Origin of the sequence: Halomonas sp. A3H3 (assembly GCF_000982975.1) — a bacterium.
GTDB classification, from domain to species: Bacteria; Pseudomonadota; Gammaproteobacteria; order Pseudomonadales; family Halomonadaceae; genus Vreelandella; species Vreelandella titanicae.
Map to the genome: position 1 here is coordinate 5,149,626 of NZ_HG423343.1, position 20,597 is coordinate 5,170,222.

The following is a 20,597-nucleotide window of genomic DNA, read 5'->3' on the forward strand; positions in this document are numbered from 1 at the left end:
AGTCAACACGGCACCTCATGAACGGGGAATCTGTAACACTTGGCCAACGCGAATCACGTCACCATTCAGGTCATTGGCCTGCCTCAACTGATTAACCGGCACGCCATGACGCACAGCAATCGCTGACAGGGTGTCTCCCGACTGAATACGGTACTCGTTACCCGAAGGGCGACGCTGATTATCACGCTGCCAGGCAAGCAGGCTGGCCGGCGGTGGGAAGCGCTCGAAATGCTCGCGCAAACCGCTGAAGATAGCCTGAGAAAGCCCTGATTGGTGTACTGGGTCGCGTAGCCGACGCTCTTCGTCAGGGTTAGAGATAAAGCCAACCTCGATCAACAGCGAGGGGATATCGGGAGACTTCAGTACCATAAACCCAGCCTGCTCGACCCGCGACTTATGCAGCCGGTTAATGCGGCCTAACTGCTCCAATACCTGACCACCGATCGAGAGCGAGTCATTCAGCGTGGCAGTCATGGTCAAATCCAACAACACGCCGCGCAGCACCTGGTCTTTATCACGCAAGGAGAGACTGCCATCGACACCGCCGATAAGGTCGGAGCGGTTCTCACTATCCGCCAGCCACTGGGCGGTTTCCGAGGTGGCGCCGCGCTGAGAAAGCGCATAGACCGAGCTCCCTTGGGGTCTTGGGCTGGTGAAAGCATCGGCGTGTATCGAAACAAAAAAGTCGGCTTTCTGCTCACGTGCCAGTGCGGTACGCTGACGCAACCCTATATAGTAGTCACCATCCCGCACCAGCACGGCTTTAAAGCCCTCAGTACCGTTCACTTCAGCGGCTAGGCGACGGGCAATTTCCAGCACTACGTCCTTTTCCCGTGTGCCTGAAGGGCCAATCGCCCCTGGGTCTTCACCACCATGACCGGCGTCGACGGCAATAATAATATCGCGCCTTGGGTGCGGCTTGGCTTCCTGCACTTCTGTCGGCGCTGCCTCGCTAGGCGGCGCCACGCTGTCCGACAGCTGGCCTTGAGCAGATGCCCGCTGGGCCTGAATTTCCTGGTCCCGAATCATCGCCTCAATGGGGTCAATCGGATTCTCGACGGCACTCTCACCAGGATATTCGAGATCAACGACCAGTCGGTGACCGTACTGGTCGTTAGGTGTCAGGGTAAAATGGCGTGGCTCAATTTCTCGATTGAGTTCAAGCACTACCCGCAGGCCCCCACCCTCCCGCACGCCGGTACGCACCGAGGTAATTGCACTGTCGTGCAAAGGCAGCGTACTGGGGTCGGTATCCATTTGGGTATCATCTAAATCAATCACCAACCGCGCCGGGTTATCCAGCGAAAATACGTTGGCATTAGTCGCAGCGGAGAGATCAAACACCAGCCGGGCATGATCTGGCGCCGCCCAAAGCCGCATGCTCTCTACGCTGGACGCTTGTACATCAACCGCCGCCAGGGCAAAAAAACCGGCGGCTAATAAGCGATATACGCCTGCCGCTATGCCCTTCATTTCCATTGAATCACACCGTTCTCCAACTGGTCGGAACCTTCTTTACTGACTGCACTTACCTTACTTCGCAATAATTCAAGCATACGCTGACCGTTATCACTACCCGCAGCTAATGAGACTAAACGCCCTTGCGCCACTACTTCCAAGGTTAGGCGCAGGTCAGGCGCTGGCAACCACCCTTCACCGCGGCTGGGCCACTCAATAATGGTGACTGCATCGTCGGCCAGCACGTCTCGACCACCAATAAACTCAAGCTCTTCTGGATCCGCTAAGCGGTATAAATCCAGATGATAAACCCGCTGATCGTTCAACTCATAAGGCTCTACCAAGGTGTAAGTGGGGCTTTTAACCGCCCCTTGATGGCCGTAAGCCCGCAGGATGCCACGCGTTAACGTGGTTTTACCGGCACCTAGCTCACCCTCTAGATAGACGAGCCCGCGTCCTTGCAATACGTGCCCGAGAGTTTCGCCAAAAGCGACCTGGGCCTCTTCGTTGTCTAATTGCACCTGCATGTGGGCTGCCTTCACGGATTAATCAATTTTCGCGCATAGGATGCCAGATCGCTGGCCAGCAGGCCACGCTCGCCTTCTTCCGCTGCCGCGCGATCGGCCGCTAACGCATGCACCATGGCACCTAGCCAGACACTAAACTCCACCTCGCCCCGCTGAGCAACCAACGCCCCCAGCATGCCGCTAAGCACATCGCCCATGCCGCCGCTGGCCATACCGGGGTTCCCGTAAGGGCACACCACCAAACCGCTAGGCCCAGCAATTAAACTGCCCGCGCCTTTTAAAATCACCACACCACCCCGAGCGCGTTGCAGTGCCTGGGCAGCAGCGGGCCGGTCGGACTGGATATCGGCAACGGAACAGTTCAATAGTCGCGCGGCCTCACCGGGGTGTGGAGTCAAAATCCAGTTATCACGGCGAACCTCCGGCCACTGGCGCGCCAGCAGGTTAAGCCCGTCGGCATCCACCACCAGTGGGGTATCTGACTGCAACGCACTCTGTAGCACCGCCTGCCCCCAGGCAGACTGACCAAGCCCTGGCCCTACCACCACAACGTCAGCGTTACTGGGCAGTTCAGCGGCCTCAGCGCCACCGCGTACGCCATGAGCCATCACCTCCGGGCAACACACCAAACTGGCGGCAATATGTTCTGGGGCAGTCGCCAAGCTTACTTTACCCGCCCCTAAGCGGGCAGCAGCCTGACAGGCCAGCAGCGCGGCACCTCCGAAACCAGGCGCGCCGCCCATGATCAGCACATGGCCCATGTCGCCTTTATGGCTGGTACGCAGGCGTGGTGCAAAAGCCTCTGCCAGCAGCGAATCATCCAGCCGCCAAGCCGTGGGGGGAATATCGAAATAGGCCTGGGCTTTGACACCCAGGGGTCGAAAGTCGATCTCGCCAGTATAGGCAGGGGCATCACCTGTATGTAATCCAACCTTATCGCCAATAAAGGTCACCGTGCAGGAGGCCTTCACAGCAATACCCGGTACCGCACCGGTGTCGGCAACCAATCCAGAGGGAATATCAATCGCCAGGACTGGCTGCTTTGCAGCGTTGATCGTTTCAATAGCACGCTTGAAGCGCCCCTCTACTTCACCGGTCAACCCGGTACCCAGCAATGCATCAACAATCACTTCGCCGGTGAGCTCAATCCCAGCGTGCCACTCCTCGCAGCCCACGCCCGCGGATGTTGCTAATTCTGCAGCACGGGCCGCGTCGCCGCTGAGCTCTTCAACGGACTTAAGGGTTATCCGCTGCACTTTGAGGCCCGACTGCATGGCTAGCGCTGCCAGCACGTGACCATCGCCACCGTTGTTGCCACTCCCACATAGCACGGTGATACTACGTGCTTGTGGCCAGCGGGAGCGGAAGCTGTGCCAGGCGCTTGAGGCGGCGCGCTGCATCAATGCAAAGCCATCGATACCCCCGGCGATCGTGCGCCGATCGAGTTCCTGAACCTGGGCGGCTTTATAGAGGGGGCGTAGCATGGAAGTATTCGGGACTGTCACGATCGCTCCTTTCACATGTTTTGATGGCTGCCAATGCGTTAGCATAGCGCGCTTAATGCCTTGCTGTTGATTGACTATGTCGAATTCCACTGCCTTTGCACGTTCTGATGGTGCAATGACTGACCAGAAACTTGCTCGCCTTGCCGACCTGATTAAAACCTGGGGGCGAGAGCTGGGCTTTCAGCAGGTGGGCATCACCGATACTGAACTGTCGGCTCATGAAGACCACCTCGACGCGTGGCTGGAAAAGGGCTACCACGGCGAAATGGGCTTTATGGCCAAGCATGGCACCAAGCGCACTCGCCCAGAGGAGCTGGAACCCGGCACTCAACGCATTATCAGCGTGCGTATGGATTACCTGCCCGCCGAGGTGGAGAGCACCAAGGTGCTCGGTCAGCCCAACCGCGCCTATGTATCGCGCTACGCCCTTGGGCGTGATTATCACAAGCTAATCCGCAAACGGTTAGCCCTATTAGCAAAAAAAATTGAGCAGGAAGTCGGCAGCTTCGGTTACCGCGCTTTTGTCGACTCAGCGCCGGTGATGGAACGCGCCCTGGCTCAAAAAGCGGGGCTCGGCTGGTTTGGCAAAAACGCCATGCTGCTCAACCCCAAGGCGGGTTCGCTGTTTTTTGTTGGCGAACTCTATACTGACCTTCCATTGCCCATTGACGCACCGTTTGAGCACGAACACTGCGGTAGCTGTAACGCGTGCAAAGTGGCCTGCCCCACCGGTGCCATTGTTGACGATAAAGTGATCGACTCGCGCAAGTGCATTTCGTATCTCACTATTGAGTTGCACGGGGCGATTCCAGTCGAGTTTCGTCGCGCCATGGGCAACCGTATTTACGGCTGCGATGACTGCCAATTGGTATGCCCTTTTACGCGTTTTACCCATTTTACCCAGGAAGATGACTTTGCGCCGCGCCATGACCTGGATCGCGCATCGCTTATTAGCCTGTTTGGCTGGGGCGAAGCGGAGTTTCTGGATAAAACCGCTGGCAGCCCCATTCGGCGCATTGGCTACCAGCGCTGGCTGCGCAATATCGCCATTGGCCTGGGCAACGCGCCCTGGAGCGAGGCCGTTGAAGCCGCGCTCTGGGCGCGCAGAGCCTACCCAAGCTCGCTGGTGCGTGAACACGTCGCCTGGGCGCTTGAGGAGCAGCGTCTTAAACGCAGTGAGCGCATTGCCACTGACGCGTCTTAAACGCTACTCTTCTTAGCTATTCTTCTTCGTCGCTGCGCTGATCAACGCGTAAAAATGTATTGCGGTAGTGGGCCAGCTCGGCAATCGACTCTTTAATATCGTCCATGGCCAAGTGCACATTCTGTTTACTAAAGCCCGCCAGCGCACCGGGGTTCCAGCGTTTGGCCACTTCTTTTATGGTAGACACATCAAGATTGCGGTAGTGGAAAAAGTTGAGCAACGCAGGCATTTCACGCTCGAGAAAACGACGATCCTGATGGATGCTGTTGCCACACATGGGCGACGAACCTGCCACTGCGTACTGCTGCAAAAACGCCAGGGTTTGCTGCTCAGCTTCAGCGGTTTCCACTTGGCTTGCCTTCACGCGTGCGACTAAGCCTGATTCGCCGTGGGTTTTCTGGTTCCATTCATCCATCTGCGCCAGCAGACTATCGGGCTGCTTCACCGCAATAACCGGCCCCTCGGCGACCACATTCAAATCCGCATCTGTAATGAGCGTGGCTACTTCAATGATGCGCTCTTTATTAGGATCGAGACCGGTCATCTCTAGATCAATCCACACCAGCAGATCATTCCGCGGCGCTGTTTTTCCTTCTGTTGAACCCGTCGTATCGTTGCTCATTACCGTTATCCTTTTGCCTAAATGGCTATTCAAATCATGCCATTGTGCCTTAAATTTACGCTTACAGTTAAACAAGGGCCTGTGGACGTTTCAGCGTGAATCACGACGAAACGTCCACAGGCCCTATAAATTCTCGCACTTTAACACGAGAGGAAACAGTTCCGCATCTGCCGCTGAAGCTATATCATCAGCAAACTATGCCGTTTTAATTATGGGTAAAGATTCACAAGCAGATCTCTGATTTAATTGGCATTTAAGTAGAAACAATGTTCACAAGATCGCCGTCACCCTTGGAAAGTTTATTAATATTGCGTGCCATCGTTAACTGGCGGCGCTTTACCGTACCGTGTGTCCATCCTGACATGTGCGGGGTCATAATCACGTTGTCTAATTCATGGAAAGGAAGAGAAGCGGGTAAAGGGTTAGACTCTGAGCCTGCTGGATAGACATACCAAGTATCTATGACCGCGCTAGCAATTCTCGACTCATTTAGGGCATCAAATAACGCTTTCTCATCAACCACGCGGCCACGACCAACATTGACAAAAACAGCGCTCCTTTTCATATCTTTAAACTCTTTTTGACCAATAAAACCTTCAGTATCTTTAGACAGCGGAAGCGTATTAACGACAATATCGACATCTTTCAACATAGAAGATAGATCATCAAAAGCATAATATTTTTTTATTTGGTTAGACGCTTCAACTATGCTCCTATTTGCTATTGAAACATCCATTCCAAAAGCATGAGCTCGACTTGCCAATTCTTTCCCAATATGTCCAAAACCGATGATACCTATGGATTCAGAAGATAGCTCAGTGCGTAGGCCTGATGCACCACCAGCCCAATACTCCCAGTCACCATGTCTTAATTTTTTATCAGCATCCGCTAGAGGAACATGTCTCAGCAGCAGAGCTGATATAATATACTCAACGATGGCTTGCTCATGGCCAAAACAATTACAGACCGTTGTTGTGCTTGGAAGCAGAGAGAGGTCTAAACCGTCATAACCAGCGCCTGGGACATGAAACAACTTTGTTTTTGTTAAAGTAGGTAGCGATGAATCATGTTTGACACCAACAATGACATCGGCACCGGCATAGCAAGCAATATCTTCTTCGGATTCGAGCGTATCTGGCAACAGTTTTATGGTGTGATCGTCCTCAAGAAGGGATTCAAAATTGCTAAAAAATGTTTGTGCATTTTTGCCATGAAAGACTATGTTCATGGAAGCTCCAGTATTGTTATTAAATTAAGGTTGTTTAAATTCCATTCTTACATCAAAGACACTAGGAGGTAATTCATCGCTTAAAACCGGCAACATATCTTTCACAAAATCAATAAGCTTATCAGATGCCAGTGCGGCTTGTTCTGGCTTACCGGAAAGTATGGCATCCAGGACAGCGATATGACCTTCCACGGTACTATCAAGACTTTCCCCACCGGCAGTATAGGAATGATAAACCCAGCCAATTCTTCGAAAAATAGTATGCAGAGGTCTAAGCGTATACTGTAGAAAAGGCTCACCGCACGCGGAAAGCACCATTTGGTCTATTTTGCTATCATAAGCATTGAATTCAGAGATAGTTAAAGACTCACTTGTTTTTAACAAGTTAGCTATGTGGCGAAACTGTCTTCTTTGCGCGTCGCTTGCCCTTTGGCTAGCCAGCGATATAACAAACCTTTCAAGGTCTCGACGTAAGTCAAGCAGTAATGAAGCACGAGACAAGTCTATTGGTGAAATCTGGACACCTTGTCGCGGATGAATAATCATTAACGTATCAGCAGCCAAACGAGTTGTCGCCTGATACACCGGCATTCGATTAAAGCCTGTCATCGTTTGTAAGTCTTGAATCCTAAGATGGCTGCCTGGCTTTAGCTCGCAGGTGACAATGAGTTCTTCAAGCTTATCATAGGCGAGATCAAGCAGGTTCTGACCCGCATTACTAGTTTTATTGCTCATATCTATTCAGCCATTGTTATCGGACAAAACTTGCCTATTTTTCCATACATAAGCTCGCCAAATAAAATATTATACTTGGTAAATAAACAAAAATACTCATCACACCTTTCATAGCAAACATAAATCTAACATTCAATCAACCTCTATCAAAAAAAGCACAACAAATTACCATATAAAAACTCATTTTCCGTCAAAATCAAGCTGAACTTTCATGGATTTTTCACGCAGAGAAGCTAGATCGAAAGCAGACTTTGCCTCTCCAAAAGGTATAACTGAAGATACGAAAGGTTTTAAATCAACCACCTTTCTATCAATAAGATCAGCTGCCTGGGAAAATTCCTCGTCAAAGCGGAAGCTCCCCATCATCTTAACCTCCTTAGCAACCGCTAAATTTAAGGGAAATGGAATCTCACCACCTAAACCGACCAAAATAATAATACCGCCGGGCTTAATAATCTCTAATGCCGACGCAAGTGCTTTGGGGCTACCCGAGCATTCAAAGATAACATCTTGGCTACCCTTCCCGTGAGCAAGGGAGGTCAACGCATCTGGTTGGCTATTGAGATTAACACTACGATGCGCACCTAATTGAGCCGCAATCGCTAAAGGAGCATCAGAAAGATCTGTCGCGGTAATATATTGAGCCCCAGCACGAGCAGCAGAAAGTACCGTTAAGCAGCCAATCGGCCCGCATCCCGAGACTAATACGTTACTCCCGACCAAAGAGCCTGCTTGGCGTACAGCATGGAGGCAAACGGCTAAAGGCTCTGCGCAAGCAGCATATGTCAGGTCAGTATCGAGTTGTAGCGGGTAGAGTTGTTGGGCTGGAATCGTGACATTTTGGCGAAACAACCCCTGTTGATGAGGAAAACGCATGGCACTTCCAAAAAAACGCATGTCTTCGCATTGGTTTCGTTGGCCATTTTGACAGTACTGGCATGTGCCACAAGGCATAGAAGGATTCACAGCCACCTTATCGCCCACTTTCAAATGTGAAACACCTATGCCAAGTTCCGCGACAACACCAGCTACTTCATGCCCTAGAACCATAGGCTCTTGCAACCTTACCGCACCAAAACCGCCGTTATGGAAGTAATGAAGGTCAGAGCCGCAAATACCACCTTTACTAATCGTTATTTTTGCTTCACCTGAACCAGGCGGATGCGCTTCTTGATGCTCTTCGACGCGCAAGTCACCAGGGGAGTGTATGACTATTGTTTGCATAAAGGCCCCCTATAGCACTGATATCATGCCGCCATCAGCATAAATTATTTGTCCATTAACATAGGCTGAAGCAGCGGAGCTAAGGTAAATGGCTGTTCCTGCGAGTTCCTCAGGCTTTCCCCAACGACGGGCAGGTGTTCGGCTTTTTACCCATGTATCAAAATCTGGGTTTGAGGTTAGGGCTTCATTCATATCAGTCAACATATAACCAGGCCCAATGGCGTTAGCCTGGATACCATGCTCTCCCCACTCAGCTGCCATCGCCTTAGTCAGCATTTTAACCCCACCCTTGGCTACCGTGTAGGGAGCAACCGTTGCCCGGGCTAGCTCACTGGTTAGGGATCCGATATTAATTATCTTTCCGTGACCACGCTCAATCATTCGCTTTGCCGCTTCTCTGCCGACAACAAAAGCTGAGGTTAAATTAGTATCGATTACACGGTGCCAATCGGATGTTTCAAGCTCAACCATCGGCTTTCTAAATTGTATTCCGGCATTATTTATCAAAATGTCAATATTGATACCAGCTTTATCGAATTGGTCGAAGGCTGATTTAATCTCGCTTTCATTGGTGACATCAAAAGCTGCTATTTCGACATGATAGCCACTCTGAGTCATCTCTCTTTTAGCTGCCTCAAGCCTCTCTAGGCTCGTGCCATTAAGAATGATCGAAGCTCCAGCACTGGCAAGCCCCTCGGCAAAAGCGCGACCCAAGCCCCGTGAAGAGCCGGTAATGAGAGCGGTTTTACCCGTTAAGTCAAAAAGATTCGTTGCCATGGGTATCTCCTTTAAAGTGACGTTTTTCTCACGCTCAAATCGGAGCGTTTAAAGAAAGTGGGCAGTAATTCAACACCAAGCCCTGGCCCTTCCATGGGATATACAAAGCCATTCTCGATTTTGGGTACAGCTGTTACCAGCTCGGTGTACCAGCCTCGATAAAAAGCTCTTACACTCTCCTGAATAAGCGTGTTTGGCTGGCTAAACGACATATGAATGGCGGCCACAAACCCGACCGGGCCAATACAGTCATGAGGAGCAAAAGGGCGATGCCAGGTTTCGGCAAGGGAGGCTATTTTGCGCCCTTCTGTTAACCCCCCAGTCCAGCAGAGATCGACCATGACCACATGGGTTGCGTCACGATCCAGCATGTCTTTATAGGGCCAACGAGAGCCAAGCGTTTCACTGGCACACGTCCAAACAGAGGTAGAAGCGGCAAACTCAGCAAGTGCTTGCGGTGAGTTCATTCGGATGGGGTCTTCATACCAAGTGGGATTAAATTGCTCCAATTCCTTAGCAATATTTTTTGCGGTCGGTAAATTCCACTGAGAATGAAACTCAACCATGATGTCAATTTCATCGCCAACAGCCTTACGTATTTCTTCGAAAGGTTTTATCGCTTTTTTCATTTGCGGTGAGGTGATGTACTGGCCACGCGTCTCAGCAGCAGCGGGGTCAAATGGCCAGATTTTCATTGCCGTAATACCCGACTCCAGGAGATTTTCAGCTAACTGCGCTGGGCGGTTCATAAAGCCGTCCAGATCCTCATAAGGCCCCTCTGAGGCACCTATATTCCAATTTGAAACCGGCTTGATATTGTTGGTTCGAACGTAACGATAACCTGCGCAAGTGTTATATATACGAATTTTCTCCCAACAAAGCCCCCCTAACATTTGGTGGACTGGCTGGTTACATACTTTACCAAAGATATCCCAGAGAGCTATGTCGATAGCAGAGGCTGCGCGGTATTCAGCGCCTGTTGAAGACTGCGCCATGGGGAGTGATACCATCTCTTTGTGCAAAGCCTCAATATGAAGAGGATCTTTGCCCAACAACCGCTCGGAAAGTGTTTCGTGTATATGGGCCTCTACAGCCCCAGCACCATAAAATGTTTCACCTAAACCGACGATACCTGCATCCGTTTCAACGTGCACCCAAAGCACATTGGAAAATTCTTTTAGTCGATATGTTTTTATCGCTGTTATTTTCATTTTTAATCCTTTTTAGCTGAGTGCGGCAGGCAACCAAAGTGCTATACCAGGAAAAGCCAACATAAATACCAGTATTGCTATTTGTATAAGCATAAATGGCCAAAGCGAAGCGTATATTGTCTGAAGGCTGATCTCAGGTGGGGCAACACTTTTCAAATAAAATGCAGCCGGCCCAAATGGAGGTGACAAAAATGCAACTTGCATCGTTAGTGAAAAGAGCACACCAAACCATACTGGGTCATAACCTAAATGAGTTACAATGGGTACAAAAATAGGAATTGTAAGAAGCAGTATTCCAATCCAATCCATAAACAGCCCAAGCACAAAAAACACTAGCATCATAACCAAGATTGTTGCAAAAGGAGAAATACCTAGCCCAGCAATAAAGCTAGTAACATACTGCTGCCCCCCTGAGAGATTGTATATTCCAATTAATACAGCTGCGCCAAAAGTTACCCATAAAATGATACCGCATGACAGGAGCGTCCTTTTAAGCGCTTGCCACACTAACTCTTTGCAAAGCTCTTTGCGTGCATATATCACCATAAGGGTGGCGCCCACAGCTACCCCAGCTGCTTCTGTAATTGATGTTACTCCTCCATAGATGCACCCAAACACGATAAAAATTAGCAACAGAAACGGAAGGAAGCCATGAATAATGTCCTTCCAACCAATGGCTTCGACTTCTACTTTATCAGGCATTGGGGCTAGATTTGGATTTAACGTACAACGAATATAGATATAAGCATAATAGGCAAGCGCTAATACAAAGCCTGGAAAAAATGAAGCAAGAAACAATTTATGTACTGAGACTTCGGCGGTGAGCCCATAAACAATTAGCACAATTGACGGAGGGATCATTGTCCCCAAGGAACCGCCAGCACAGATCACGCCAATTGCCAGTTTTTTATCATAGTTAAGCCTCAACATTTGAGGTAGAGCCACTAGACCGAGCAGAACAATCTCACCACCTATGATACCGCTTATGGCAGCCATAAAGATGGATATAACAAGCGTAACGGTCATTACCCCACCTTTTCGGTGTCCAAATAGTTTATTGAGACTATTGTAAAGGTCGTGAGCTATTCTCGATCTTTCTAACAGCGTTGCCATAAATATAAACAACGGAATAGAGAGTAACGCATACTCAGTAGCCAGCCCATATATCGTTTTGTGGGCAATGGCGATGACGGGAGTACCATAATTAAAATAAGCTATTGTGATCGCAAGAGAGCCCGCAGCAAAGGCCAGCGGCACACCTATGGCCATCAGAAATAGAACGCCAAGAACAAGTACTAGGGTAATTAACTCAATCGACACGTCCCTTCTCCTCAGCCAGTGAGCGAGTGTCGATCCCCCGCATATTGTTGACGAAATTGATAATCGCGTAGATCGCTATTATCAGTGCTGCGCACACTATGGCAGGCTTGACTGTCGCAGGTATGGGAGGATTCCAAGCGGTACCAAAGCGCTCCCACGTTGACAATGCTTTCCATGAACTGGGCCAACCGAACCAGGATACCGCCAAGCAGTAAGTAAGCACGCAAATAAGCTGGATACAGTCGAATACTCGCTTTAGCCAAGATGGCGAAGCGTCATATAAGACGGTAATACGGAGGTGTTGGTCGAGCTGCATTGCATAGACACCTGCCGCCGCATAAAGAATCGCAGATAACCAAAGTGCCAGCTCATTGGCCCACAGGGTGGGAGATTTAAATATATACCTGGCTAACACTTCGTAAAAAGTGACGGCCACAATCACGAGTAGCAGCAAAGAAAAAAGTGCCGTTATTGTTTTTGCAATCGATGACTTATGCTTAGCAGGTGGCATAGAGTCTCTCCTTGAGTAAGCCGAGGCCTAATGGCCTCGGTTTATTGGCATTTTCATCTATTCAAGGATGCCTATTTTCGTCATATAGGCGATATGTGAATCGTACGCGGCTTTTGCTTCAGGACTACGTGTCGACCAATCTTCCCACACGGCTTGAGCTGCTTCCCTGAATGCCTGACGGTCTTCCTCGCTCCAATCGTGCAGAGTTACGCCTTCTTTCCTAAGTTCTACTGCTGCTTGACGATCGAGCATCGTGGAGTCTTGAACTATCTCCAATGCAATGGTATCCAGAGCAGAACGAAGTATTTGTTGCTCTGCTTCACTAAGGCTATTCCACTTTTCAAGATTCATCGCCACGTGCTCAATGGGCATTGAATGAAAACCCGGATAAGTAGCGTGCTCTGCTATATCGTAGAGACCTAAACCTTTATTCACTGCCAAGGTGGATGCATCCGCGCCGGAAACGGTTCCTGTGGACATCGCCGTAAACACTTCACCAAAAGGCATTACAACTGGGCCAGCTCCCAAACTTGCAAATATTTCAGACTCCATACCAGGAGGAGAGCGGAACTTCCAACCGTCTATATCTTCTATCCCCGCCAACTCAGTAGTCGAGCTGAGCGCTTCAGGAGTCGCGACAAACACTCCAACCAAGTGCATATCAAATTTGTGGTATAGTTCGTTAGCTAGCTCTAATCCATCTCCATCTTTATACCAACCGATTAACTCGTGAGGTGTGTTGTACCCTCCCATGATATCGCCATAAAATTGAAAGGCTGGATTTTTACCCGTTATATATCCTGCCCCTGTTGCATCACCATCAATAATTCCCATGCTGGCTGACTCAAATGCCTCAGACGCTTTCACTACTGCTGAGTCAGTATGCATTTTTATATCTAAACTACCGCCTGACATTTCGTTTGCCAAATCGGCAAATCTAATAAGAGCCTCCCCTTGTAGCGATGAGGAACTATGATGCGTTTGAAAGTTAAGCGTTGTTACATCTTGCGCGTAACTGTTGGTTAAAGGCGTGAGTAAAGCAATGCCAAGCGCTGCTACGATAGATCTTTTTATAGTTTTCATAAGCTGCTCCATGTTTGCGATGCATGCTGTGATATATCACAAAATATTAATAGCAGCCCTCAGATTGCTGTGTCAAATAGCCCTTGGTGAAGATTTTTTAAAGACCCATAAAAAGACTAGTGAGACCTATGCTTATACAACCCTATAATTCAGCCTGGCTCAGAACATAAAATGTATAAGAATACATTTTATGTTATATAAAACACTTCCTTACGAGAGCCACTCCGATTTCAGGTGCATACGACATAAGGTCATCTGATTTGACGCCCACAGTAAATGCGTAGTGAGCAGCTACAATGCCTTATACTAATTGATGAGTGCTCTTGAGACATTTCACCAGACAGAGCAAGCGCACAACCTTCGCGAATCTCACCTTTAGCACGGTTACGATACCTTGTAATGCTTAGCCTTTAGGTGTTGATGAGAGCACTGCAATGAGTAGCGGACTTGAATGCAATCTGAATAGTGAAAAACAAAATAATACTTAAATAACACTGACAATAGACCCTTCAAGCAGCTACAAAGGAGAGCTTGGCTACTTGATGGCATCTTTGATAAGTACAATCACACCTTTGATAGGTACAATGACATCTATTGTAGCGATCATCAGGTGGTCATGAGCAAACGTAAATTAAGTCGCCAGCAACAGTGGCGCGTCGAGAAAGTCCAGGCGGAACGTGCCCAGCGTGCAGAAAAGCGCGATGTTCAAGACGCTGAAAAGCTCGCCGCCGGTGAATACGGTGCCGAACAGCCAGGCCGTGTCGTTGCTCACTTTGGACGCACCTTGGAGGTGCGCAATAGCGATAATGAACCGGTGCGCTGTCACTTACGCGCCAACTTGGACGGCCTAGTCACCGGCGACAGAGTGATATGGCGCGCAGGGCAAGAAGGCTCCGGCGTGGTGGTGGCCCGTGAAGAGCGCGATAGCGTGCTTAAGCGCCCAGATGCTCGCGGCCTGCTCAAGCCAGTGGCCGCCAATATTGACCAGCTGTTGATCGTGTTTGCGGTGGAACCCGCACCTCACGCCAACCTTATCGATCGCTATCTGGTCGCCGCCGAGGCCACCGGTATAGCGCCAGTGCTGGTGCTCAACAAAACCGATCTGCTGCCAGAAGATGGCGGCGAGTTAGGCAAATTATTAGAACGCTATCGCGATTTAGGCTATCCCGTCGTGCGCACCACCACAGCTACCGAAACCGGGCTGGATGATCTGCGCAGCCAGCTTGAAGGCCGTACCTCGGTATTCGTCGGTCAAAGCGGCGTGGGCAAGTCTTCGCTAATCGACCTGCTGCTACCCGATGAAACCCTGCGCATTGGCGCGCTCTCGGAAGACTCGCGTAAAGGTACTCACACCACCACCACGGCACGCCTCTACACCATGAGTCGTGCTGAAGTGGCCGATGGCGATCTCATCGACTCACCGGGTATTCGCGAGTTTGGCCTGGTGCACCTCAACGAGCAGGAAGTCACCGACGGCTTTATCGAGTTTCACGACTATATTGGTCACTGCCGCTTCCGCGACTGCCGCCACCGCAATGAGCCAGGCTGTGCTTTACTCGCAGCGGTCGAGGCAGGCAAGATTCATCCAGCACGCTTTACCAGCTACCGGCGCATACTTGATAGCTTGGATAGCTAGGATTTAGAGGAGTTACTCATGAGCACCGAAAGCCAATCGTCGGAATCCAACCTGCTGCCGCTAATCGTTGAGCCCGAACAACTGCAGGAACATTTGGATGACCCACAGCTGCTGATTATCGATGTACCGGTCAACGGCGATAGCTATCGCCAGGGCCATGTGCCTGGGGCTATCTTCCTCGATTTTCGCTACTTGATGCGCGGTGAAGGGCCTGTGCCCAGCGACGTTCCCAGCGTCGAGGCGCTATCAAGGCTGTTCAGTGCCCTGGGCTTAACCCGCGATACTCACGTGGTCGCTTACGACGACGAAGGCGGCGGCTGGGCGGCACGGTTACTGTGGACGCTAGACCTGATCGGCCACACTCGCTACTCCTATTTGAACGGCGGCATTCACGCCTGGCGCGATGCGGGCCTGGAAGAGAGTACAGAACCGACCGCCCCAACCCCCAGCGAATACCACGCTGAGTTTCTCAACCCCCAAGCCCTGATTACCTGCGACGAAATCAAAGAAAAGCTCGATGATAGGCAGTTTGCGGTATGGGATGCGCGCTCCAAAGATGAGTACGATGGCTTACGCGGTAACAACAAGCACCTGGGCCATATTCCGGGGGCGGTCAATATGGATTGGCTCCATGCCATGGATCGCAACCGCGCGCTACGTATACGCGATTACGCCGAGCTGATCACCGAGCTAGGCGCCCTGGGCCTCACGCCCGACATGGAAATTGCCACCCATTGCCAAAGCCACCACCGCAGCAGCTTCACCTGGCTGGTGGGCAAGGCGCTAGGCTTTAATATGCGCGGCTATGCGGGTTCCTGGGGTGAATGGGGCAACCGCGACGACACACCGATTGAGAAGTAATAACACACTCTTCCCCAATGTTTAAAACAAATATGTGCTCGATCAAGAGCGCCGGGGACAGGTTGTAGAGGGGGTCATTTGCCATGGCCGGAAAATGTTCCATACCATTCCGGCATTTCCGCCATCCATGGCGGTCAGATGGCAAATGTAGCGCCCAAGGAAGGGTTCACAGCGCCCCCTCGTAGACCTGTCACCGGGGTAGCTCTTAATGACAATATCCCACTACAAGCCACTGCCAAAAAGTAACCACTGTGACTCTTTCCCAAAAAACCTTTTCGCTACTCCAATATCCGCTGCCTCACCACGCGATCTCGCGCCTAACCGGCCAGTTCGCCCAGTGTGACAATCCCTGGGTGAAAAACACCTTGATTAAAGCGTTTATCAAACGCTTCAACGTTGATATGAGCCAGGCGCTAGAGCCAGACCCTACCGCCTACGCTACGTTCAACGACTTCTTCACCCGTGCGCTCAAAGCGGATGCCCGCCCGCTAGGCGACGGTATTCTCAGCCCCGCCGATGGTACGCTCTCCCAATACGGACGCCTACAGGCCGGACAACTGGTGCAGGCCAAAGGCCACACCTACCCCGCGCAAACCCTGCTCGGCGGCGATACGGCACTGGCAGAAGAGTTCTTAGGCGGCAGCTTTGCCACCGTTTACCTCTCCCCTCGGGACTACCACCGGGTGCACATGCCGGTGACGGGTACGCTTAGGGAAATGATCTACGTGCCGGGGCGACTATTCTCGGTCAACCAAGCCACTGCCAACTGCGTGCCAGGCCTCTTCGCCCGCAACGAGCGCTTAGTATGTATCTTTGATACCGAGCACGGCCCCATGGCGATGGTACTGGTTGGTGCGATGATCGTCGCTGCCATCGAAACCGTCTGGTCAGGGCAGGTGACGCCGCTTGCGGGCTGCCCTCAGCGCACACAATTTAGCCAACCTATCACACTTGAAAAAGGCGCTGAGATGGGCCGCTTCAAGCTCGGCTCAACGGTGGTGATGTGTTTCGCCAAGCCGCCCAATTTCGCAAACAATCCGCTGGGCAGCATGGTGCAGATGGGGCAAACGCTGGGAGCTTATTGATGACCTTTCCCCCTGAACGACCTAGGTCGAAGCACTAGCCGCACCTGAGAGGAAGAGCTCGACACAGCGTCGAGCTCGAGCGTTGCACCGCGTCTCGTCAAGACGCACATGGCGACCAAGCAGAGCGTCAATGTGCCATTCACCAAGCAACATGCCCATAAACATACCGGCCGCTTCACGCGGATCGTCGAGGTCAAGACGGCCGCTATCCACCTGCTCGCTTAAGTAAGCAGCTAGCGCCTGACGGGTCTGGTCGGGGCCGCGAGTGAGAAACAGCTCACCAAGCTCCGGAGCCCGTTCGGCCTCAAAGGCTAAGCCGCGAACTAAACGGATCACGCCCGGCTCGAACACCAACGTCAGCATTCGGCGGCCTAGCTCGTACAGCACCTGCTCTAGGGCTTGGTGATCCCGTCGCCCCTCCTCCAGCACTGCCCAAGCGGTGGAGATATGACGCTCCATCGCCGCTGTGAATAATCCCTCCTTGTTACCGAACTGCTTATACAGCGTCGCCAAAGATCCGCCGGCGCGGGCAACCACTTCGTTAACGCTGGCACCGGCATAGCCCTGTTCAAGAAAAACATCCCGGGCAGCATCCAGCAAACGTTCACGGCGCGCCACGCCGCGCGACGTTACGCCATCAGTTATGTTGCGACCGAGCATATCTGGCGCGGTTGAGCGTGGCATTGACACTCCTATAGAGGTATATAAAGAAGGATTAATTATAAAGACGCGGCGCACAGAAGTAATATTTTTGCCCTGGAAATGTAATGTAGCATTCATTACACTATTTGTCTTTTTCCCAAGGGAGGTGTCTTTGCCTCACAGGGAGCCCCTAGCAGGAGCGCTATTGCCTTAAGGAGTGGTCATGACATCGAATACTAAGCCGGGCGAACCCCCGGATGAGCGCCAAAGCAGCCATACCGTCGCGGGTCAATATGCCCACTCCAGCGGCAAAACTAGCCGCAAGTTACTCGCTATGGTGGCGGGGATTATCGTCCTGGCGGCGCTAATTTGGTGGGGCATGGGCTGGTGGCAAACCGGGCGCTTCATGGAAGAGACCGACAATGCCTACGTGCGCACCGACAGCGTCGCGGTACGCGCCGAGCTATCAGCGCGGGTCGTCGAGGTGGCGGTAGATGATAACCAAACGGTCAAGCAAGGCGATCTGCTGATACGTCTAGACGCCGAGAGCTACCGCGACCAGGTGACCCAGGCCGAGGCCCAGCAGGCAGTGGCCGCAGCCTCAATCGCCCAATCACACCGCCAGGTAGATTTGCAACAGGCGGCTATCGATCAGGCCACGGCTCAGCAGCAGGCGGCCCAGGCTAATCTCGACCAGGCGCGCCAGCATCTGGAGCGCTCCTCGTCGCTTGCCGCCAACAACTATGGCTCCCGTCAGCAGCGCGAAGATGACCAAGCCGCACTGAGTGTCGCCCAGGCAAAGCTTGCCGAAAGCCAAGCAGCGGTTGTCTCGGCCAGGCGGCAGCTAGCCGTGGCCGAGAGCGACGTGACCCGCGCTGAAGCCAATCTGGACGCCGCTAGCGCCGATCTTGACTATGCTCGCCACCAGTTGGATAAGACCCGCATCGTCGCCCCCCGGGACGGCGTGATTGGCAATCTACGCGTTGAGGTCGGCACCTTAGCGCAGCCGTCGCTGACGCTTTTGCAGCTGGTACCCATCGAGTCGGCCTACGTGGCAGCCAACTTTAAGGAGACCCAGCTCGAACGGATTCGCGTCGGCCAGCCAGTCGCGGTGCATTTGGATGCCTACCCGGATATTACCTACGAAGGCATCGTCGACAGCCTGTCGCCAGCCACCGGCACCGAGTTCAGCCTGCTGCCCCAGGACAATGCCACCGGCAATTTCAACAAAATCGTCCAGCGGGTGCCGGTCAAGATCCGCGTCACCGGCCCCACCGAGGCGCTGAGCCAACTGCGCGCCGGGCTATCGGCCGTGCCCGAGATCGATACTCGTCATCTTGAACCACAAAATGACTCCCGCCCTGCCCAGCAGTTGGCAGCGGAGCGGCCCAAGTCATGAGCGAGACGGTCGCCGGCTCGGTGACGGGCGTTAACGACATGCCACCCTGGCCACAGCGCATTGGCTTCATTGCTGCGGTGTTTGGCATGTTCATGGCAATTCTGGATATTCAGATCGTCGCCAGCTCGCTCAACGAAATCCAGGCGGGGCTCTCAGCCAGCGAGGATCAAATCTCCTGGGTGCAGACCGCTTACCTGATCGCCGAGATTGTGATGATCCCGCTGTCGGGCATGCTGATGCGCATTCTCTCCACTCGAGTAGCCTTCACCCTGTCGTGCGTCGGCTTCACCCTGGCGAGCCTGGGCTGCGCGCTGGCCACCTCGATCGAGCAACTGATCGTGCTGCGCGCTATTCAGGGCTTTATGGGCGGAGCGATGATACCCATTACCCAGGCAGTTAGCTTTTCGATCTTTCCCCGCCGGGTGATGGGCAGCGTGCAGGCGGTGATCGGCATGGTTGTCACCATGGCACCCTCTGTGGGTCCCACCGTGGGCGGCTACATCACCGAGACGCTCAGCTGGCACTGGCTGTTCCTGGCCAACGTGATCCCCGGCGTTCTGGTCTGCTGGGCCGCCTGGACATTTCTCGATATCGATAAGCCCAACCACGCGGTCGCGCGCCACCTGGACTTGATCGGCCTGGTATTGATCGCGGTGTTTTTGGGCTCGCTAGAGTTTGTGCTTGAAGAAGGGCCCGGCGATGACTGGTTTGCCAGCCAGCGAATCTTGCTGTTCAGCCTGACCTGCCTAGTGGCGGGAGCCTGGTTCTTCATCCGCACCCTGCGCAGCGACCACCCAATCGTCGATCTGCGCGCCTTTACCAACCGCAACTTTGCCATCGGCGCCGGGATGGGCTTTATCATCGGCATCGCGCTCTACGGGCTGGTCTACATCATGCCGCTGTTTTTTGGCTATGTGCGCGGCTATTCGAGCCTGCAAATTGGCCAGGTGATGTTCGTCACCGGGCTGACGATGTTTCTTTGCGCGCCTATTGTCGGTCAGCTGTCCAACCGCCTCGATCTGCGCATTATGCTGTTTATGGGCCTGCTGCTGGTCGGCGTGGGCACCATAATGAACGCCAATCTTACCGTGGAGTCGGGCTTTTGGCAGTTCTGCGTGCCGCAGATCGTGCGCGGCATGGGGCTGATCTTGTGTATCATTCCAGCCTCGCGTATTGCCCTAGGCACCCTGCCGCCGAGCGAGGTAGGCAACGCCAGCGGGCTTTTTAACGTGATGCGCAACCTGGGGGGTGCCATGGGACTGGCGCTGATCGATACGGTGCGCGACATCCGCGAGGACTTTCACTGGAATCAGCTCATCCCTGCTATCGATACTAGCCGCGAGGTCGTGGTAGCGGAGATCGCCAAATACCAAGCGATGCTCGCCGGCTCGGTGCCCGATACCTATCACACCGCCGTCGCCATGCTGGCGCAACGCGTCTCTCAGCAGGCACAAGTGCTGGCCTTTAACGACATCTTTACTTGGATGGGACTGATCTACATTGCCAGCGTACCGCTGGTATTCCTACTGCGGAGGATTTCGGCTTGACGGCTTGCAGCCTGTTAGCGAC

General features: G+C 52.4%; 19 protein-coding genes. 6 read left to right on the forward strand and 13 right to left on the reverse strand.

Features of this window, described 5'->3' with window-relative positions; all coding sequences use genetic code 11:
* Positions 1 to 15 precede the first annotated feature (15 nt).
* Genes HALA3H3_RS23420 through HALA3H3_RS23430 form a run of 3 tightly spaced genes read right to left on the reverse strand, consistent with a single transcriptional unit; the run spans position 16 to position 3,469 of the window.
* Positions 16 to 1,479, reverse strand: a complete 1,464-nt coding sequence (locus tag HALA3H3_RS23420) for an N-acetylmuramoyl-L-alanine amidase (RefSeq protein ID WP_053857083.1) — start codon at positions 1,477 to 1,479, stop codon at positions 16 to 18.
* Positions 1,470 to 1,985, reverse strand: coding sequence for a tRNA (adenosine(37)-N6)-threonylcarbamoyltransferase complex ATPase subunit type 1 TsaE (gene tsaE, locus HALA3H3_RS23425; RefSeq protein ID WP_039859770.1), 516 nt, complete (start codon positions 1,983 to 1,985; stop codon positions 1,470 to 1,472). Before tsaE ends, HALA3H3_RS23420 begins: the two co-directional genes overlap by 10 nt.
* Before the next feature lie 11 nt (positions 1,986 to 1,996).
* Positions 1,997 to 3,469, reverse strand: a complete 1,473-nt coding sequence (locus tag HALA3H3_RS23430; RefSeq protein ID WP_053857084.1) for a bifunctional ADP-dependent NAD(P)H-hydrate dehydratase/NAD(P)H-hydrate epimerase — start codon at positions 3,467 to 3,469, stop codon at positions 1,997 to 1,999.
* Between the two features lie 97 nt (positions 3,470 to 3,566).
* Between HALA3H3_RS23430 and queG the strand changes: the two genes are divergently transcribed.
* A complete protein-coding gene (gene queG, locus HALA3H3_RS23435) occupies positions 3,567 to 4,694 on the forward strand; it encodes a tRNA epoxyqueuosine(34) reductase QueG (RefSeq protein WP_022523971.1) in 1,128 nt (375 codons plus the stop codon).
* Between the two features lie 16 nt (positions 4,695 to 4,710).
* On the opposite strand, the gene orn is transcribed toward queG, so the two are convergent.
* The 9 genes from orn to HALA3H3_RS23480 all read right to left on the reverse strand — a co-directional run bounded on the left by orn (position 4,711) and on the right by HALA3H3_RS23480 (position 13,405).
* Positions 4,711 to 5,316, reverse strand: coding sequence for an oligoribonuclease (gene orn / locus HALA3H3_RS23440; RefSeq protein WP_022523972.1), 606 nt, complete (start codon positions 5,314 to 5,316; stop codon positions 4,711 to 4,713).
* A gap of 253 nt (positions 5,317 to 5,569) precedes the next feature.
* The gene (locus HALA3H3_RS23445) at positions 5,570 to 6,544 is read right to left on the reverse strand and encodes a 2-hydroxyacid dehydrogenase (RefSeq protein WP_022523973.1); all 975 of its coding nucleotides are present in this window, start codon (positions 6,542 to 6,544) and stop codon (positions 5,570 to 5,572) included.
* A gap of 24 nt (positions 6,545 to 6,568) precedes the next feature.
* Positions 6,569 to 7,279: a GntR family transcriptional regulator gene (locus tag HALA3H3_RS23450; RefSeq protein WP_022523974.1), complete on the reverse strand. Its 711-nt coding sequence runs from the start codon at positions 7,277 to 7,279 to the stop codon at positions 6,569 to 6,571.
* 180 nt (positions 7,280 to 7,459) lie between these two features.
* Positions 7,460 to 8,503: an L-idonate 5-dehydrogenase gene (locus HALA3H3_RS23455; protein ID WP_022523975.1), complete on the reverse strand. Its 1,044-nt coding sequence runs from the start codon at positions 8,501 to 8,503 to the stop codon at positions 7,460 to 7,462.
* A gap of 9 nt (positions 8,504 to 8,512) precedes the next feature.
* A complete protein-coding gene (locus tag HALA3H3_RS23460) occupies positions 8,513 to 9,280 on the reverse strand; it encodes an SDR family oxidoreductase (RefSeq protein WP_022523976.1) in 768 nt (255 codons plus the stop codon).
* 11 nt (positions 9,281 to 9,291) lie between these two features.
* On the reverse strand, positions 9,292 to 10,491 hold the full coding sequence (locus tag HALA3H3_RS23465; protein WP_022523977.1) for a mandelate racemase/muconate lactonizing enzyme family protein: 1,200 nt from the start codon (positions 10,489 to 10,491) through the stop codon (positions 9,292 to 9,294).
* A 12-nt stretch (positions 10,492 to 10,503) separates the two neighbouring features.
* A complete protein-coding gene (locus tag HALA3H3_RS23470) occupies positions 10,504 to 11,811 on the reverse strand; it encodes a TRAP transporter large permease (protein ID WP_022523978.1) in 1,308 nt (435 codons plus the stop codon).
* Positions 11,801 to 12,322, reverse strand: a complete 522-nt coding sequence (locus tag HALA3H3_RS23475) for a TRAP transporter small permease subunit (RefSeq protein ID WP_022523979.1) — start codon at positions 12,320 to 12,322, stop codon at positions 11,801 to 11,803. Before HALA3H3_RS23475 ends, HALA3H3_RS23470 begins: the two co-directional genes overlap by 11 nt.
* Before the next feature lie 57 nt (positions 12,323 to 12,379).
* Complete coding sequence (locus tag HALA3H3_RS23480) at positions 12,380 to 13,405, reverse strand: TRAP transporter substrate-binding protein (RefSeq protein WP_022523981.1); 1,026 nt, start codon at positions 13,403 to 13,405, stop codon at positions 12,380 to 12,382.
* A gap of 616 nt (positions 13,406 to 14,021) precedes the next feature.
* Here HALA3H3_RS23480 and rsgA point away from each other — a divergent pair.
* The 3 genes from rsgA (at position 14,022) to asd (ending at position 16,987) form a co-directional block, all read left to right on the forward strand.
* The gene (gene rsgA, locus HALA3H3_RS23485) at positions 14,022 to 15,041 is read left to right on the forward strand and encodes a small ribosomal subunit biogenesis GTPase RsgA (protein ID WP_022523982.1); all 1,020 of its coding nucleotides are present in this window, start codon (positions 14,022 to 14,024) and stop codon (positions 15,039 to 15,041) included.
* Positions 15,042 to 15,059: 18 nt separating this feature from the next.
* Positions 15,060 to 15,902 carry a sulfurtransferase gene (locus HALA3H3_RS23490; RefSeq protein ID WP_022523983.1) on the forward strand — a complete coding sequence of 281 codons (843 nt, stop codon included), beginning with the start codon at positions 15,060 to 15,062 and terminating at the stop codon, positions 15,900 to 15,902.
* A gap of 251 nt (positions 15,903 to 16,153) precedes the next feature.
* Positions 16,154 to 16,987 (forward strand): archaetidylserine decarboxylase, encoded by an 834-nt coding sequence (asd, locus tag HALA3H3_RS23495; RefSeq protein WP_022523984.1) that lies wholly within the window; start codon positions 16,154 to 16,156, stop codon positions 16,985 to 16,987.
* A gap of 21 nt (positions 16,988 to 17,008) precedes the next feature.
* On the opposite strand, the gene HALA3H3_RS23500 is transcribed toward asd, so the two are convergent.
* Complete coding sequence (locus HALA3H3_RS23500; protein WP_022523985.1) at positions 17,009 to 17,671, reverse strand: TetR/AcrR family transcriptional regulator; 663 nt, start codon at positions 17,669 to 17,671, stop codon at positions 17,009 to 17,011.
* A gap of 181 nt (positions 17,672 to 17,852) precedes the next feature.
* On the opposite strand from HALA3H3_RS23500, the gene HALA3H3_RS23505 reads away from it, so the two are divergent.
* Positions 17,853 to 19,028, forward strand: coding sequence for an HlyD family secretion protein (locus HALA3H3_RS23505; RefSeq protein WP_022523986.1), 1,176 nt, complete (start codon positions 17,853 to 17,855; stop codon positions 19,026 to 19,028).
* The gene (locus tag HALA3H3_RS23510) at positions 19,025 to 20,575 is read left to right on the forward strand and encodes a DHA2 family efflux MFS transporter permease subunit (RefSeq protein ID WP_009287747.1); all 1,551 of its coding nucleotides are present in this window, start codon (positions 19,025 to 19,027) and stop codon (positions 20,573 to 20,575) included. Before HALA3H3_RS23505 ends, HALA3H3_RS23510 begins: the two co-directional genes overlap by 4 nt.
* The last annotated feature ends 22 nt before the right edge of the window (positions 20,576 to 20,597 follow it).